Here is a 16589-nt window from a genome sequence, read left to right as displayed (position 1 = left end):
AGTTAGTTTGGTATTGTTACCGCACTTACTTCACCGTCACGGGTGTATAATATCAGTTTGTCGTCGGCAACAACAGGTTCAACAAAGAAGCCTGAGCTGTCAAAGTCTTCACGAGATACAAGCTCACCAGTGTCTTTGTTTAGCCAATGTAGGTTACCTTCTTGGTCGCCTAAGGCTAAATAGTTACCTGTAACAGCAGGACCTGTTAAGTACCAACCACGAAGTGCGGGTTGGCTCCAACGTTCAATACCTGAATTTTTATCTAATGCATAAACAACGCCGTTGCTGTCTACTACATAAATACTTTGCGCATCCATCGAAATTTCGCGATAGCTACTGTATTCGCGCTTCCAAACAACATTACCAGAGCGAATATCCACTGCAGCTAAGTTGCCGTTATATGCAATTGCATAAGCGTATGGGCCGCTAATGAGTGGCTGTGTGTCTACATCAACTAGGCGTTCAAATTCTGAGGCACCCTTTGCAGCTGCAATTTCAGCACTCCAAGCTGAGTAACCACTTTCTGAAATTAAAACGCTTAATTTACCTGTTTCAAGGCCAACTAAAACACCACCATTGGCAACAGTGGGTGCACTTTGTCCGCGTAATGTAAGCGCAGGCACTTCTTGCTCAAAGCTCCAACGCTCTTCACCAGTATCTGGATGAAGGGCCAGTAATTTACCCGAGCCTAAGTTTACAAATATTAAGCCGTCGCCAGCTGCTGCTTTTGAAAGTGATTCACCAGGTACGTTTTTACGCCATACCTCTTCGCCGGTTTCGCGGTCAAGTGCTACAACAAAGCCATGTTCAGAACCGATATACAGTTTACCATAAGCTTGTAATATACCACCTGATAATTTTGCTGAACCGTCGTCGCTCCAAGGCCAAAAAGAAGTGTCTTGGCGTACGTCGGTATCCCACTGTACATCGCCGTTAGCAAGCGATAACGCTTCTACTTGACCTTCGCGGTTAGCAACATAAACAGTGTCTTTGTAAACAGCAGGTGTTAAGCGAGAAAAATAATGCTCTACGCCGCTACCTACAGACTCTTGCCAAACAACATCAGTTTCAAACTGATTGACGATTTCAGGAAGGACTAGTTCGTCTTCTTCATCACTTGATGAACAACCCATTAGCGTTGCCATACATAGGGCAAGGGTTGCGGTCGTTAATTTTTTCATACCTAAAACCTTATGCCGCTGGGCTAGTTACTGCTAGGTCATCTAACTTAACTTGTAAAAGTGGGTTGCCTGTTAACCCACCTGCATCTACCGCAGCTTGATAAGCAGTACGTGCTTGCTCTTTATTACCTTGCTGAGCGTAAATATCGCCTTTAAGTTCTGCTACGTTTGCATTAAATGCTTCAGGTAATGGTGCATTTAGTGTGCTTAAAGCATCGTCAAAATTAGTTTGTGCAATTTGAATTCGCGCTAAACGTGTAATCGCAATTGCTTTTAATTCTGCATTATCAACGTTTGATACAATCCAGCTTAGCTTTTCACTAGCGACATCTAATTTTTGTGCTTCTACCGCATCTTTAGCGGCAACAAACGCCGCAAGTGCAGCATAGTTTGTGTCTTTATTTTCACTGATAAAAGCATCAGCTGACGATAAAACATCATCACCTTCAACTAATTTAGTGTAAGAATCTGACGCTTGCTCAGCGGTTGTAATTTGGTTTTGGTTATAAGCTTTCCAACCATATAAGCCACCTAAGCCAACAATTACACCAAGTGCCAGTGAAAGACCGTTTTCACGGAAAAAGCGTTTAATTGCTTCTGCTTGTTCTTCTTCTGTTGAATGTATATCCATGATTACCTCTAATATCTGCTTAGCCGTTTATAAGCTCAGCCAGTAGCGCTTTAGCTTGTTCTAATTTTAATGTGACTTGTTCTTTACGCTCGCGTAAATACTTTATGGTCACAACGCCTTGTTCTAATTCATCTTCACCAATAATTACGGCAACAAGTGCATCGCTTTTATCGGCACGTTTTAATTGTTTTTTAAAGTTTCCGCCACCCGCGTGAACCATCACACGAAGGCCAGCCACATCACGGCGTAGTTCTGACGCGATAATTGGGGCTTGAATACTTGCTTTGTCGCCCATTGCCGCTAAATATACATCAGCATTACGACGAATGTCACCAACACATTTAAGTGCTTGGAGTAACAATACTAAGCGCTCTAGGCCCATTGCAAAGCCGACTGCTGGGGTTGCCTTTCCACCAAGTTGCTCTACTAAACCGTCGTAACGTCCACCTGCACACACAGTGCCTTGCGCGCCAAGGCTGTCGGTTACCCATTCAAATACTGTGCGGTTGTAATAGTCTAAACCGCGCACTAATTTTTCGTTAACCGTGTATGAGACGCCAGCTGCGTCTAAACGTTCACATAAATTTTCAAAATGTTCTTTTGATTCAGCATCTAAATGCTCAGACAGTTTTGGCGCATCAACTAATATTGCTTGTACGTCTGGATTTTTGCTATCAAGTACACGTAACGGGTTTGAATACATGCGGCGCTTTGAGTCTTCATCAAGCACGTCGGTATGTTGTTCAAGGTAAGCAACAAGCGCATCTCGGTAATCGGCGCGCGCTTCGTTAGAACCTAAAGAGTTAAGCTCTAATCGTACATGCTCGCTAATGCCAAACGCTTTCCATAATTGCGCTGTTAATAAAATAACTTCTGCGTCTATGTCGGCTGTGGCAATACCAAATGTTTCTAAACCAAATTGGTGAAACTGACGATAACGCCCTTTTTGCGGGCGTTCATGACGAAACATTGGGCCCATGTACCAAAGTCGTTGTTCTTGATTGTACAGTAAGCCATTTTGGTTGCCAGCACGTACACACACTGCGGTGCCTTCTGGGCGAAGTGTTAGTAAGTCGCCATTGCGATCGGCAAAGGTGTACATTTCTTTTTCTACTATATCGGTTACTTCACCAATAGAGCGTTTAAATAGATCGGTTGATTCTACAATAGGAAAACGAATTTCTTGATAACCGAACGATGCTACAGTCTCGCGTAAAATGTTTTCTACTTTCTGCCAAATTTGTGTATCGCCCGGCAGACAATCGTTCATACCGCGAACTGCCTGAATTTGTTTTGCCACTGATAAATCCTAATTACTGTTTATGTGTAATAAAAAAATGCTTACACAACGAGAATGCTTAAAATTGACCCGACATTATATACCCAAACCAACTCAAGATGCGAGCGTCGTTGGAATTAAAAGAAATTACCATTATTAAAAGTAATACTTTGATATAAAGCTCGATGAAGCGCTGAACTCTGTATTTTTGAACGCTTGGGTAAATCTATTATAAGGGTCAACGCCAAACACGAATGCTTGGCGGTTTATACGTTGTTTATTCGACTATTTTTACATCGATAGGGGTTTGGCTTTGCTTTTTATCTATAAAATCGCGAACGTAGCCCTCTAGTTGCTCAACAATATTGTTATTGTCGATACGGGCTTTTTGACGTTCACCATTAATATACAAACCAGAACGGCGATTTGCACCGGCAAGGCCAATATCACTGACGAGTGCTTCACCAGGGCCATTTACTACACAACCAATAACCGATACAGAAACCGGTTCGATTATATCTTCAAGGCGTTCTTCTAATTGGTTCATAGTGCTTACTACATCAAACTCTTGACGAGAGCAGCTGGGGCAGGCAATAAAGTTAATACCACGAGAGCGAATGCGCAGTGATTTTAATATATCAAAGCCTACTTTTATTTCTTGTACCGGGTCAGCGGCGAGTGATACACGTAATGTATCGCCTATGCCTTCGGCTAGTAACATACCTAAGCCAACAGCCGATTTAACCGAACCTGAACGCATGCCGCCAGCTTCAGTGATACCCAAATGCAAAGGTTGGTCTATTTCTTTTGCAAGTAAGCGATATGCGCCTACAGCTAAAAATACGTCTGACGCTTTTACCGATATTTTAAATTGATCAAAATCAAGGCGACGCAATATATCCACATGGCGCATTGCTGATTCTAATAACGCCTCAGGTGTTGGTTCACCATATTTTTCCTGTAAATCGCGCTCAAGTGAGCCGCCATTAACGCCAATACGAATAGGGATGTTGTGCTCGCGAGCTGAATCAACAACAGCTCTAATGCGCTCTTCGCTTCCTATATTACCAGGGTTTATACGTAAGCAATCCACGCCATACTTTGCCACTTTTAGGGCTATGCGGTAATCAAAATGAATGTCGGCAACAAGCGGAATACTTACTTGCTCTTTTATACTTTTAAACGCTTCAGCTGCGTCCATAGTCGGTACCGATACTCGTACTATGTCGGCGCCAGCATCTTGTATGGCTTGAATTTGTGCAACGGTTGCATCAACATCCATGGTGTCGGTATTAGTCATCGACTGCACGGCAATTGGAGCGCCGTCGCCAATAGGCACATTGCCTACATTAATACGGGTGGATTTTCTGCGTTTAATTGGTGATTCTGAAAACATAGCGACTACTCTGCTAATGGTAATGTAAATTTGGCTAAACGGTTCTTAGGAAAAGCCGAAATATCTATTGGCTCACCGTTTAAGGTAATGTTAACTACATTGTGCTTACCAAGCACAACAGCAAAAGGAGGTGTACCAGAAACAGTCATTCTGTAACCTGCTTTTTTAACGCCAAAGGCTATTTTTTCGCCTTCGCCGTCGTGAATTTCGACCCAGCTTTCGTCATTAAATAGCATTTCTATTGTGCTGATGTCGGCTTTATCGGTATCTGACTCTGAAGTTTGTTCGTTAACTGCTTGTGTTATTTCGTTATTTGTTAAATCTGTACTTTGCTCAATAGACTCTTGGCGTAACTCATCAACATCGTTTGCTGTTTTTTGCTGTTCAATATTAGTTGATTGAATGGCTTGGCGTTCACTCATTATGGTGTTGCCAATATTTATATTTGTGGTTTGTTCTTCAATTGGGGTGGCGTTTTGCCAAAACCATAAAGCAGACGAGCCAATAACAATGGCTATAATAATGTAAGTTACCAACATTAAACGGCTATCGCTTGCTTCTTTTTCTGTACGACGAGAAAAGCTCTGCATGTTAGCTGGTTTTGCTGGTTCAGGTGGTGCTGGCAACATGGCTAATATAGGAGCGCTATCTACTTTTAATTCACGGCAATAGTTTTTTATGTAGCCTTTAACAAAAGTAATAGGTCCCAATGCTTGAAAGTCGTCATTTTCAAGGTGTTTAATTTGAAACTCAGATAGCTTTAGTGGTTTAGCGATGGTTTCAATGCTTACCTTGGCTTGCTCTCTGTGTGCTTTTAAAATTTGGCCTACTGTAGGCTGCTCGCTTTGCGTATTTTCTTCATTCATAATAGGTATGAGTCTGGATCCACTAGTAAAAGTCTATGTCCTGGTTTTAGCTCTATATCAGGGCTTAATTTATTCCATCGCATTAATTCATCAATTAATACTTGCTTCTGGGTAGCAATATCGTAAAGGGAGTCGCCAGATTTAATTTCGTAATAAATATTAGGATCGTTTAAGTAAATTTTGCTGCCATTCATTACCCGATCCGACTCTTTTAATCCATTCCATTGCAGGAGTTTTTGTAGTTTAACATTGTATCGCACCGAAATGCTAAATAGGTTTTCACCAAACTCAATGATATGAAAAGGCACTCGTAATGTAGCGACTTTAGGATTTAACATGGGTAACGCTGTTTGCTTATTTGATGATAAGTTTGTAAATGTAACGTAACTACCGTTTTGGTAACCACTCGTTTCAAAAATATCTTCATTTTTAGTGGCTTCGTAAAAAACAACATTTGAGTCGTTACTGGCAGCTGTCGTGTTCGTCGTGACTGCTGGCTGATTTATTTGAGGAGAATTAAAGTTAGCCGTTTTAGGCGCCCCAAAAGAAATAATTTTCACCTCTTCTTTTGGGGCTTCTGGTACTACTTTAGCTGTTACTGTTGAAGCTGCTGTGCTTGACTTAGTAGCAGGCTCTTCAATAACTGACTCAGGCATATTTGTTGTATTTGGTTGAGTTGTTAACGCAAGTAATACCGCAGACGTATCTGTCGATGGCCCTGAGGGTTTAATTTGTTTTGTTTCAGCTTGTACTGGCTGTTTTGCAATTGTTGTCTCAGGTGCTTTAGGTGTAACTTTTTTTGGAGTGACTTCTGGTGTTGTTGCAGCCTCATCAACAGTTGTATCTGCGCTTGTGTTTATATCATTTCTGGCTATGACCGGATTCGCATCTTGCGTGTTTTGTTCAGGCTTTGCTGGGGTTACTTGTGCAGGTTGCTTAATAACCAGGCTTGTTGTGCTGTCTTGGTTAGGTGCCTTTTTTCTTACTATTTTTATTTTTGGTTTTGCACTTATATATGTGCCGTCTGCATCAGCTTTTAACTCATTGAGTTTTGCCTTACGATATTTCTCGCGCAGCATTTCAAATTCGTTAAATCGTGTGCGTTGCTCTCTAATTGCGTATGCTTCTTTACTAGTAGAATAGGTTTGTAAAAGTGTGCTTGCTACTTTTTCGGCTTCTTCTATTCGACCCATACGATTTTTAACTAAATAGCTAAGCATTAAAGCACGCGAGGATACTCGGCCTGTGTCGTCATGTTTTTTAAGAATGTCGTTCGCTTTGTATAAGTCACTTTTTGCATAAAACAGAGCCGCTAAGCTTATAAGAGTAGAGGTTCGTTGAGAGCTGTGATTAAGCGCTTGCTTAAAGTAAGTTTCTGCGTTTTCAAAATCATCAAATTCAATGGCGCACAACGCTAGATTTTCGTAGCTCTCGGCAACACGAATATACGTTGGAATTTCAATGGCTTTTAAAAATTGATCAGTGGCGCGGTCGTATTCATCAATACCACATAAAAATACACCGTAGTTGTTGAGTGTATTAGGATCATCAGGCTTTATATCTAATGCTTTTTGATAGGCTCTGTCGGCTAATGGGTTTTCACCTACTTGCTGGTAGTAATAGGCCATAGAGTAATGAACTTCAGGTAAGTTGGGAGCGAATTCAGCAGCGCGTTCTAGGTTGTATTTTGCTTGTGAATTATTACCTGTTTTTAGGTACTGTAAGGCTAAAGCTATTCGAGTGCGTGCTGCCCCGGCGTTATTGATTTTATTTTTGACAACGGGCTTATTACTGCCGTTATAACTACTTTCGGTAACACAGCCACTTAAAGCCAGTGCCGATAGTGTTATAGCAAGTATAGATCGCATTACCTTATCTCTTTATTTTTGTCCATATTGCCTATATTACCTAAAAGCCCTCATGTTGCATCAATTATTTAATAATAAACGATTTAACAGGAGGGCTTTTAGTAATTTAACTAAATTTAGGCTTGCTGGATGTTAACTGAGATTTTGTTATCGTCACGCATTTTCTTTTTCGCCATACGTTTAGTGCGGTCAACTACATCGCCGGCTAATTGCCCACATGCTGCATCAATATCATCCCCGCGAGTACGACGCACAATACAGGTAATGCCAGCAGCTTGTAAAACCTTAGAAAAACGGTCTATTCGGCTGTTGCTCGAGCGTGTGTATTCGTTACCCGGAAATGGATTAAACGGAATAAGGTTTACCTTAGAAGGTGTGCCTTTTAACGTTTTAACTAATTCGTGAGCTTGGTCGGTGCTGTCGTTAACGCCGTTAAGCATTACGTATTCAATTGTTACGTCTTTATTGGCTTTAGAGCCATCAATGTAACGACGACATGCCGCTAAAAACTCTTCAATAGGGTACTTTTTATTAATAGGCACTAAAATATCACGCAGTGCGTTATCTGGCGCGTGAAGTGAAATAGCAAGTGCTACGTCAATCTTCTCTTTTAATAAATCAAGTGCCGGTACCACGCCCGATGTACTTAATGTTACGCGGCGCTTAGATAAACCAAAGCCCCAGTCGTCCATCATTAATTCCATAGCGGGTACTACATTTTTAACGTTAAGCAATGGCTCGCCCATACCCATCATTACTACGTTAGTAACAGGGCGTTTTTCGCTGTTGCCATCTAGGCCAATATCTTTAGCTACACGCCATACTTGGCCAATAATTTCAGACACTTTTAAGTTACGGTTAAAGCCTTGTTGTGCGGTAGAGCAAAACGTACATTCTAAAGCACAGCCAACTTGCGAAGATACACATAACGTTGCACGTTCTTTTTCTGGGATCCACACGGCTTCAACTTCTTGGCCGCCTTCAAGTACTAATGCGTATTTGATTGTGCCGTCGCTCGCTTGTTGGCGAACTGATATTTCAGGGGCGACAATTTCGCATTCAGCTTTGAGCTTTTCTTTAAGTTTTTTATTTACATTGCTCATTTCGTCGAAGTTATCTACGCCAAAATGATAAATCCATTTCATCACCTGATCGCCACGAAACGGCTTTTCACCGAACGATACAAATAGCTCACGCATTGCATCTCGGTTTAAATCTAATAAGTTAATCTTTTTTTGCGCAGTGGTCATGAAACAACCTTAATCAGTAACGGTGGTGATAAAATTTACAAGGGCGAATTGTACACAATTCACTCACTTTAATCATTAAGTAAAACATCAAATATGCCAGTGTAATACTTTAATTAATGACTAAAAAAGGGCTCGAAAGCCCTTTTCATACTTTGCATCACAGGGTTAACTGTGAAACTCAAATTAACGAGTACGTGGGCAAAGCTCTTCGTCAGCGAAGAAGTACGCGATTTCGCGAGCAGCAGATTCAACAGCGTCAGAACCGTGAACAGCGTTTTCGTCAATGCTGTCAGCGTAGTCTGCACGTAAAGTACCAGCTAGTGCTTCAGCAGGGTTAGTAGCACCCATGATTTCACGGTTTTTAAGAACAGCGTTTTCGCCTTCAAGAACTGTAACCATTACTGGGCCAGAAGTCATGAAAGAAACTAAAGCGCCAAAGAAAGGACGTTCGCTGTGCTCAGCGTAGAAGCCTTCAGCTTTCTCTTGTGAAAGGTGAACCATTTTAGCTGCAACGATTTTAAGGCCAGCAGTTTCGAAACGGTTGTAGATAGCGCCGATGTGGTTTTTAGCTACTGCATCAGGTTTTACGATTGAGAAAGTACGCTCTAAAGCCATCTTTATGCTCCAATAATTTATAAGTAAAAGTGTGAATATTAACGGGCGCGAATTATACGCGCTTTAGCTGAAAAATCCTAATTTTATTAAAAACCAGTTCAATTACAATTTTATGATCTTGATCAAGGGGAAATTTTTAGTGCTATTTATACTGCCGCGCTTTGATTTTATATTTAAATTTATTACGCACACCATTGGCTTAATGCCCTTTGTTGTAGGGAGCGCAAATGTCACCTGTTTCTTCAAGCCCTTTTATACCTGAACTATTGTGCCCTGCAGGCAGTTTAAAAAATATGCGTTACGCCTTTGCATATGGGGCCGATGCCGTTTACGCCGGCCAGCCTCGCTACAGTTTGCGTGTGCGTAATAATGAGTTTGACTTAGAGACCTTACAAATAGGCATTAATGAAGCACACGCATTAAATAAAAAGTTTTATGTGGTATCAAATATTGCACCGCATAATGCTAAGGTTAAATCGTATTTACGTGATATTGAACCGGTAATAGCAATGGAGCCCGATGCACTGATTATGTCCGATCCGGGTTTAATTATGCTTGTTCGTGAAAAATGGCCAGCAATGCCGGTTCATTTATCAGTGCAAGCAAATGCCGTTAACTTCGCTAGCGTGCAGTTTTGGGCAAAACAAGGTATTGAGCGTGTTATTTTATCTCGCGAGCTATCGCTTGAAGAAATAAAGGAAATACGCACACAGTGTCCAGACACCGAGCTAGAAGTATTTGTGCATGGTGCATTATGCATGGCTTATTCTGGACGATGTTTACTCTCGGGTTATATAAATAAGCGCGACCCAAATCAAGGTACGTGTACCAATGCATGCCGTTGGGAATACGATGTAAAACCTGGGGTTGAAAACGAGACGGGCGAAATGGTGCATAAGTTTGATCCGAAACAGGTAATTCCTACTCTTGGCGAAGGCGCACCAAGCAATGATGTATTTATGCTTGAAGAGCAAGGTCGCCCAGGTGAATACATGCCTGCGTTTGAGGATGAGCATGGCACTTATATTATGAATTCAAAAGATTTGCGTGCCGTGCAGTATGTTGAACAACTTACAAAAATGGGCGTACATAGTTTAAAAATAGAAGGGCGTACTAAATCATTTTATTACGTTGCGCGCACCGCGCAAGTGTATCGTAAAGCAATAGATGATGCGGTTGCGGGTAAACCATTCGATACAAGCTTATTTAAGACGCTTGAGAACTTAGCACATAGAGGCTATACCGAAGGCTTTTTAAAACGCCATGCTCACCAAGAATATCAAAACTACGAATACGGTCATTCGGTGTCTACTAAGCAGCAATTTGTGGGGGAAGTACTAGGGCGCTGCGAAAATGGACTAGTTGAAATCGACGTTAAAAATAAATTTTGTGTTGGGCATTCTTTAGAGCTGATGACACCGCAAGGAAACATTACGTTTGAGCTTGAATACATGCAAAACAAAAAGGGCGAAAGTATTAGCGATGCCAAAGGCTCAGGGTATATTGTAAAAATTCAGTTAGATGAAGGTATTAATTTAGAGCACGCTATATTGATGCGTAATTTAGATGAGCACCAAGATACACGTAACCCCCATAAGCATACAGTAGTAACTTAACGATTAAACTTAGCAATGAAGGTATCTGTATATCACTGTGAACTTTATTTTTTAAATAAAACGAAAAAGTTTATTCATAACAAAAGCTACTTATTAAAGAAATGAACTAATTTACATGCAGTCTGTTAAATCAAGACTCTTCTTTCTTAGTCTTTATATGAGTTATAACCAGTTTAACCAAAATGATAGTAAGTACAACTGCGGGGAATATCCATACATAATCAGCCATTGTTTTTAACTCCAAAACTTAATTAATGACATTAAGATTAATGTTTTCTTTGTGGTTTGCAATAAAAAGTTAATGGGTGCTCGGTGTATTTTTTAGAGATGAAAAGCGTTAAGTAACTTATAAACTATATAAAACAAGTGCGATTCAGTATTCGCACTTTATTCAAGATCAACGAAGGAGGTAATAGTGGCACTACTAATAAATAATAAATGCATTAACTGTGATAGTTATAAGGTTTTCAATAAAAGCATTTAAAAACAGAGTGTTACTTTGTCGTGCTATGGCTTGTGCTACGATTTTACGTAACTCGTTAGCACTTACTTAGTATCTTAAAAATGGCCTTAAAAGGCAAATTGTATTAACTAAAAAATTAAAAGCACATAACCATATTAGAACAGTATAAAAGCTAAACACACTTAGCATGAATAGCTTCTAATAGAGTAGAGCTTGGAGGAGCTACACGCTCTAGATTTATGTTGATTCAGGACAATACGAATCGTAATGCCTGAATCAGTTACTCACAGTGATTAAAATGATATGACTTTTGTTTCAGCATCAAGCATTTTTTTTGCTATGTGGGGAGGTAAAGCAGGGGTAATACCTTCAATCAAATCAGTTTTTTTAACACCTTTATTAGGTAGATAAAGAGCGCAAACTTGAACTGTTCCCCCCATTTTTATAATGTTTTTCATTAAGCTTTGTGGGCTCATATTTTTAGGCTTTAGCTGTGTTAAAACTGATTGAGGAGCATCGATTAATGCTATATCGCCGGCTTGCCCACACAAAAGGATATTGACCTCAGCACCTTGTTTTAAAGCTTGTGATGATAAAACCATACCCATTAACTGAGTTTGTGTGTTGTCAGATGTTATAAATGATAAAAGCTTAGGTTTAGTGCCTGCCTTATTATCGTCTGCAAAAGCACTGAAACTAATCGTAGAAGCCAATAATAAGATGACTGTTAATATTCGCATAAAGTTTACCTTTTTTAATTCAGTAATTGAGGGCACTTGTTTTTAATTACACTCTCTGGTTCCACGGCATCAACGCTATAATTCTCGCTAGACCACAAAAACCGGTTGCGCCAGCAACAAACAAGCCTGCTGCAATAAATATTATTGGCCAAATGAAAGCGGTTGAAATTGTTAAAGAAAGAGCACAGAACACTAATATTAGAGTACTTATAGATAATTGAACTTGACGATCTAGTGGCAAAATTGATTTTTCACCTTTACGAACATTATATCCTTCATTGACCCACTCATTTATGCCTCCGCTGATATTGTATATATTCAAATCTGGGTTATGGGCAAGTAACTTTTCACACGCACTTTTACCACGACCGCCTTTTTGGCAATATATTATATAAGCGCTTTTCTCATGTTTAATATCTTCTCCTTTTAGTTTACTCAAAGGGAGTAATTCAGAGCCCTCTATGTGTGAAGTCATGTGTTCTGCTGGTTCACGAACATCAATTATTCCTACATCTTCCCTTTCAATTAACATGAAAGCTTCATTTGCAGATATTTCTTTTGGTTGCATTTTTTAATTTCCTCATGAAATAAAATTATTTAGAACAAGCTGTACTTTATATTAGATTTTTCTAATATAAAAGGTAAATACTTTACTAAATTTATAAAATTGAGTTTTACTTTTCGAGATTGGTAATCTTTTTTAACTCTTAAAGCTTACTTTTTCATCGATAATATTGATTAAGTTAATCTGTTTTTGATATCGCTTTTTGTTATATGCTTATGCGATATTGATCTTGTCAAAACGATAAACATCAATTAGGAGAATGTTATGACTGAACAAAATGAAAGACAATTACAGTTCCCACAATTAAACAAGCCAGCACCTGCATTTAATGCGAAGACAACTCATGGTAATCGTACACTTGAAGATTACAAAGGTAAGTGGTTAGTGCTTTTCTCGCATCCAGCAGACTTTACTCCGGTATGTACTACCGAGTTCATGGGTTTCGCAAATGCAGCAGAAGAGTTTTCAGCGATGAATACTGAATTATTAGGTTTATCGATTGACAGTATTCATGCACATATTGCTTGGGTACGTAACATTGAAGAAAACTTTGGTGTGAATATACCTTTCCCAATTATTGCAGATCTCTCTATGGAAGTGGCGCATTCATACGGCATGGTGCAACCAGGTGCAAGTGATACTGCGGCAGTCAGAGCAACGTTTATTATTGATCCTGAAGGCATAATGCGTGCTATGGTCTACTATCCAATGAGCAATGGCCGCTCGGTAAAAGAGTTCCTGCGTTTAGTTAAAGCATTACAAACCAGTGATGAAAATTCAGTAGCTACACCAGAGAATTGGGTAGAAGGCGAACCAGTTATTGTACCACCACCACATACCGTTGAAGACGCTGCTGGTCGTAAAGATAAAGGATACGATTACGTTGATTGGTACTTTAGTAAAAAAACTCTTTAATACTGTTCAATGAAACGTTAGCCCAAGGAATTCTCCTTGGGCTAACTTCGAGGGAATATTTATGAAAACAAACTATGAAATACAAGAATTTCTTGATCAAGACAGTGAAACATTTAGCTATGTCATTTTTGATAAACAGACAAAGAAAGCTATAGTCATAGACCCTGTATTGGACTTCGATTATAAGTCTGGCCGCACTTCAGAGGAGGGGGTTGAGAAAATAGCGAATTATATTAAGAAAAATGAGCTAAATCTTGAGTGGGTGCTAGAAACCCACGCACATGCTGATCATATTTCAGGTGCTCCATTCTTCAAAAAGGTATTTGGTGCAAAAATTGGGATTGGTGAACATATTAAAACGGTCCAAAAAACATTTAAAACGTTATTTAACCTAGAAAAAGAATTTCTACCAAATGGAACTCAGTTCGATAAATTATTTAAAGATGGTGAAATATTTCATATAGGTGAACTTACTATCCGAGTAATGCATACACCTGGGCATACACCTGCCGACTTGGCGTATTTAATTGATGAAAGTGTTGTATTTGTTGGAGATACAATTTTTATGCCGGACGTTGGAACTGCGCGTTGTGACTTTCCGGGTGGGAGCAGTTCACAGCTTTTTGACTCGATAAAAAAAGTATTGGCTTTGCCGGATGAAACAACGATTCAAGTATGCCATGACTACCCAAACGAAGATCGAGATTATCGCCATAGCGTAACGGTTAAAGAGCAAAAGGAGTCTAATATCCATGTCAACAATGGCGTAATAAAAGAGCAATTTATAGAAATGCGTGAAACACGTGATAAAACGCTATCTATGCCGCGCCTTATTTTGCCTGCAATTCAACTTAATGTGAGGGCTGGTAATTTTCCACCTGCAGATAATAACGGTGTAAGTTATTTAAAAGTACCACTAAATCAGCTTTAAAATTATAGCTACTTTTATAGTTAATCTATTTTACAAGAGCTCAGAGGGAAGAGTAATGTTAAAAAACTACTTAGTTTTAATTTTAATCATGGGTTTTACTCCTTTAGCTGTAAATTCAACATCACTTGGTGAAAATGATAAAAGTGTATTGGAGCAAGAAGCACAAAAGCGAATAAAAGAATTCTCGAGCAGTTTAAAGTCGCAGTTAAAGTCAGCTATCAATAAAGGAGGGCTCAGCGCTGGTGTTAAAGTGTGTAGTGAGCAGGCACCAAAAATAGCTGAGCAGTTGTCAACTGACGGTTGGTCTGTTGGTCGTACTAGCTTACGCACCAGAAACACCAGCAATACGGCTGATCAATGGGAACTAAAAACACTGGTTGATTTTGAAAAACTCAAACAACAAGGCATTGAGGTTAATATATTGGCAAAGTCGAATTACGATGAACAAAGTTTTCGTTACATGAAAGCGATACCAACCGGCGGTTTGTGCTTAGCTTGTCATGGCTCCTCAGTCACACCTGAAGTCAAAAAAGTTATTCAGCATTATTACCCTGAAGATAAAGCAATTGGATTTAATGTGGGTGATATTCGTGGCGCGTTTACACTAATAAAACAACTAAAAGCAACTAATTAGTGTAAACAGTACTGAGTTTAGTATTAGCACAATGAATTTTTTATTATATATTTTATTTGAGAGTTGATTTTTTGATCAGATGAAATATAATCCTTATGTTAAAATTTAAGGTGTATATATTAAAATGGAATAAGCGCTGTTAAAAGCCTTTTACTGTTATGAATTACTGGTGAGTTAAATAAATTTTATTCTGCTAAGGTCAATAGATCAGAGCGTAATTTTTAAAATATTAGGAATGGATATGGAACTAGATCCACTTTTACTATCCCGAATACAGTTTGCGTTTGTTGTGTGTTTCCATGCAATATTCCCTGTCTTCACTATAGGTTTGGCAAGCACAATTGCTGGCTTTGAATTCTTATCATTTAAAACGGGTAATCCAATATGGCAAAGGCTCTCTAAATTTTGGATTCAAGTTTTTGCAGTCGTATTTGGTATTGGTGTTGTATCCGGTATCGTCATGTCCTTTCAGTTTGGAACTAACTGGAGTAACTTCTCCTATGCAACCGCAAACTTTTTGGGTCCAGTACTGAGTTACGAGGTTGTGACTGCGTTCTTTTTAGAGGCTGCCTTCTTAGGTGTACTATTATTCGGTAGAGATAAAGTGCCACAAGGTGTTCATCTATTCGCCGCCTGTATGGTTGCGTTAGGTACATTTATATCTTCTTTTTGGATACTTGCAGCTAACTCCCTTATGCAGACGCCTCAGGGATTAGAATTAGTAAATGGCATTTATCACGTTTCTTCATGGTCTGAGGCATTGTTTACTCCCTCGTTTGGATATCGCTTTCTACATATGGCTTTGGCTTCTTTTTTAACTGCGGCATTGGTTGTAGCAGGCGTAAGCGCATGGTTCCTGCTTAAAAACAGAGAGTTTGAAGCTAACCGAAAAGCGCTTTCAATCGCATTATGGTTTTTACTTTTCTTAGCTCCGGCACAAGCGCTTGTAGGTGATTTTCATGGAATTAACACACTTAAATATCAGCCTATGAAAGTAGCTGCAATGGAAGGTAACTGGGAAACACAAAAAGGTGTTCCACTGTTACTATTTGCAATACCTGATAAAGAAGAGCAAACAAATCATTTTGAAGTAAAAATTCCAAAACTAGCCAGCTTCATTTTAACTCATGACTGGGATGGTGAAGTACCAGGCCTTAAAGAAGTGTCCAAAGAAGAGCAGCCACCAGTATTTATTGTATTTTGGTCGTTTAGAATCATGGTTGCGCTTGGCTTTTTAATGATAGGGTTTGCATTGTGGGGCTTAATCTTAAGAAGAAAAGGACAGTACTATAAATCGCCTTTATTTTTAAATGGCTTAAGATTAATGAGTTTAAGCCCGTTTTTTGCTGTTTTAGCTGGTTGGATAGTAACAGAAACTGGCAGAGCGCCTTGGTTGATTTATGGTCAAATGACCCATGCTCAAGGACTAACCCCTTCACTAACCGGCGGTATGGCACTATTTACTTTAGTTGGGTATATCATCGTTTATTCACTCGTATTCAGCTCTGGTGTTTACTACTTATTAAAAGTGTTTAAAGGCGGAATAGAAAAGGCGAGTGCACCACATGAGATGGATGAAATTGAGCGCCCTATGCGTCCGTTTTCTGCAGCACATGTTGCTATCGATGAAAAGGAATAA

At 39.5% G+C, this 16589-nt stretch carries 15 protein-coding genes; 5 read left to right on the top strand and 10 right to left on the bottom strand.

Features of this window, described 5'->3' with window-relative positions; all coding sequences use genetic code 11:
• Positions 1-2: 2 nt before the first annotated feature.
• The 8 genes from bamB to ndk form a co-directional block, all read right to left on the bottom strand.
• On the bottom strand, positions 3-1181 hold the full coding sequence (bamB, locus tag BCG07_RS14750; RefSeq protein ID WP_008126586.1) for an outer membrane protein assembly factor BamB: 1179 nt from the start codon (positions 1179-1181) through the stop codon (positions 3-5).
• A 10-nt stretch (positions 1182-1191) separates the two neighbouring features.
• Positions 1192-1812, bottom strand: coding sequence for a YfgM family protein (locus tag BCG07_RS14745; protein WP_006793569.1), 621 nt, complete (start codon positions 1810-1812; stop codon positions 1192-1194).
• A gap of 19 nt (positions 1813-1831) precedes the next feature.
• Positions 1832-3112: a histidine--tRNA ligase gene (gene hisS / locus BCG07_RS14740; RefSeq protein ID WP_010556035.1), complete on the bottom strand. Its 1281-nt coding sequence runs from the start codon at positions 3110-3112 to the stop codon at positions 1832-1834.
• Positions 3113-3368: 256 nt separating this feature from the next.
• Positions 3369-4487, bottom strand: coding sequence for a flavodoxin-dependent (E)-4-hydroxy-3-methylbut-2-enyl-diphosphate synthase (gene ispG / locus BCG07_RS14735; RefSeq protein ID WP_006793571.1), 1119 nt, complete (start codon positions 4485-4487; stop codon positions 3369-3371).
• 5 nt (positions 4488-4492) lie between these two features.
• On the bottom strand, positions 4493-5353 hold the full coding sequence (locus BCG07_RS14730) for a RodZ domain-containing protein (RefSeq protein ID WP_006793572.1): 861 nt from the start codon (positions 5351-5353) through the stop codon (positions 4493-4495).
• Complete coding sequence (pilW, locus tag BCG07_RS14725) at positions 5350-7221, bottom strand: type IV pilus biogenesis/stability protein PilW (protein ID WP_286890821.1); 1872 nt, start codon at positions 7219-7221, stop codon at positions 5350-5352. The genes BCG07_RS14730 and pilW overlap by 4 nt, the downstream gene beginning before the upstream one ends.
• Positions 7222-7337: 116 nt before the next feature.
• Complete coding sequence (gene rlmN / locus BCG07_RS14720) at positions 7338-8471, bottom strand: dual-specificity RNA methyltransferase RlmN (protein ID WP_006793574.1); 1134 nt, start codon at positions 8469-8471, stop codon at positions 7338-7340.
• A gap of 183 nt (positions 8472-8654) precedes the next feature.
• The gene (gene ndk / locus BCG07_RS14715) at positions 8655-9086 is read right to left on the bottom strand and encodes a nucleoside-diphosphate kinase (RefSeq protein ID WP_008111339.1); all 432 of its coding nucleotides are present in this window, start codon (positions 9084-9086) and stop codon (positions 8655-8657) included.
• Positions 9087-9313: 227 nt separating this feature from the next.
• On the opposite strand from ndk, the gene trhP reads away from it, so the two are divergent.
• Positions 9314-10702, top strand: coding sequence for a prephenate-dependent tRNA uridine(34) hydroxylase TrhP (gene trhP, locus BCG07_RS14710; protein WP_286890810.1), 1389 nt, complete (start codon positions 9314-9316; stop codon positions 10700-10702).
• Between the two features lie 756 nt (positions 10703-11458).
• On the opposite strand, the gene BCG07_RS14705 is transcribed toward trhP, so the two are convergent.
• Together BCG07_RS14705 and BCG07_RS14700 are read right to left on the bottom strand one after the other, a co-directional pair.
• Positions 11459-11773: a DsrE family protein gene (locus BCG07_RS14705; protein WP_286890807.1), complete on the bottom strand. Its 315-nt coding sequence runs from the start codon at positions 11771-11773 to the stop codon at positions 11459-11461.
• Positions 11774-11951: 178 nt separating this feature from the next.
• Complete coding sequence (locus tag BCG07_RS14700; RefSeq protein ID WP_058155756.1) at positions 11952-12473, bottom strand: rhodanese-like domain-containing protein; 522 nt, start codon at positions 12471-12473, stop codon at positions 11952-11954.
• 261 nt (positions 12474-12734) lie between these two features.
• Between BCG07_RS14700 and BCG07_RS14695 the strand changes: the two genes are divergently transcribed.
• The 4 genes from BCG07_RS14695 (at position 12735) to BCG07_RS14680 (ending at position 16589) form a co-directional block, all read left to right on the top strand.
• Positions 12735-13385: a peroxiredoxin gene (locus BCG07_RS14695; protein ID WP_286890801.1), complete on the top strand. Its 651-nt coding sequence runs from the start codon at positions 12735-12737 to the stop codon at positions 13383-13385.
• A gap of 61 nt (positions 13386-13446) precedes the next feature.
• Complete coding sequence (locus BCG07_RS14690) at positions 13447-14316, top strand: MBL fold metallo-hydrolase (protein WP_286890799.1); 870 nt, start codon at positions 13447-13449, stop codon at positions 14314-14316.
• A 55-nt stretch (positions 14317-14371) separates the two neighbouring features.
• A complete protein-coding gene (locus BCG07_RS14685) occupies positions 14372-14950 on the top strand; it encodes a Tll0287-like domain-containing protein (RefSeq protein WP_286890796.1) in 579 nt (192 codons plus the stop codon).
• 241 nt (positions 14951-15191) lie between these two features.
• On the top strand, positions 15192-16589 hold the full coding sequence (locus BCG07_RS14680; RefSeq protein ID WP_016899621.1) for a cytochrome ubiquinol oxidase subunit I: 1398 nt from the start codon (positions 15192-15194) through the stop codon (positions 16587-16589).

Origin of the sequence: Pseudoalteromonas sp. ESRF-bin5 (assembly GCF_002632075.1) — a bacterium.
Lineage (GTDB): Bacteria > Pseudomonadota > Gammaproteobacteria > Enterobacterales > Alteromonadaceae > Pseudoalteromonas > Pseudoalteromonas marina.
This window is presented reverse-complemented; position numbering and strand designations above follow the sequence as displayed.